Raw genomic sequence first — 753 nt, 5'->3', positions numbered from 1 at the left:
GCAGGGCGGCTGGTGCGCAGTCGGGGAAACGGCGCGCCGTCGCGGCAAGTCGGGCAGCGGCAAGCGCCTGCTCGCGGCGGGCGTGTCGCTGCTGGGGCTGGCGGCGGCGTCGGGCGCATACGCGCTGCCGACGGGTGGCGAGATCGCGTCGGGTAAGGCGGACATCTCGACGTCCGCGGACAACAAGACGATGTCGATCAACCAGCACACGGACAAGCTGATCACGAACTGGCAGGACTTCAGCGTGGGTGGTGGCGAGCGAGTGTCGTTCCAGCAGCCGACGAACCAGTCGATCGCGCTGAACCGGGTGATCGGGGCGAACGGCAGCCAGATTCACGGTCAGATCGACGCGAACGGTCGCGTGTTCCTGGTGAACCCGAACGGCGTGATGTTCGGCGCGGGCGCACAAGTGAACGTCGGCGGCCTGGTGGCGTCGACGCAGAACCTGACGGACGCTGATTTCCTGGCGGGCCGCTATCGATTTGCGGGAACGTCGGGTCAAGCGGTGGAGAACGCGGGGACGATCGCGGCGACGGAAGGCGGCAGCGTGGCGCTGCTGGGCGCACGCGTATCGAACACGGGCGTGATCCGTGCGCAGATGGGTCGCGTGGCGCTGGGCGCGGGCAATGCGTTCAACGTGAACTTCGACGGCAACGGGCTGCTGAACCTGCAGGTCGAAAGCGGCGCGGTGGACGCGCAGGCGAACAACGGCGGGCTGCTGAAGGCGGACGGCGGCGAAGTGCTGATGACGGC

At 68.4% G+C, this 753-nt stretch carries 1 protein-coding gene; it reads left to right on the top strand.

Annotation, left to right across the window (positions count from 1 at the left end):
• Positions 1-753: filamentous hemagglutinin N-terminal domain-containing protein (locus ACM6JT_RS27140; RefSeq protein ID WP_414857664.1), on the top strand; the 753-nt coding region annotated here is incomplete at both ends.

Source organism: Burkholderia sp. IT-111MI5, assembly GCF_949752865.1.
In the GTDB taxonomy this organism is placed as follows: domain Bacteria; phylum Pseudomonadota; class Gammaproteobacteria; order Burkholderiales; family Burkholderiaceae; genus Burkholderia; species Burkholderia pyrrocinia_C.
The sequence above is the reverse complement of the archived record's forward strand: the minus strand, read 5'-3'. Positions and strand labels throughout refer to the sequence as shown.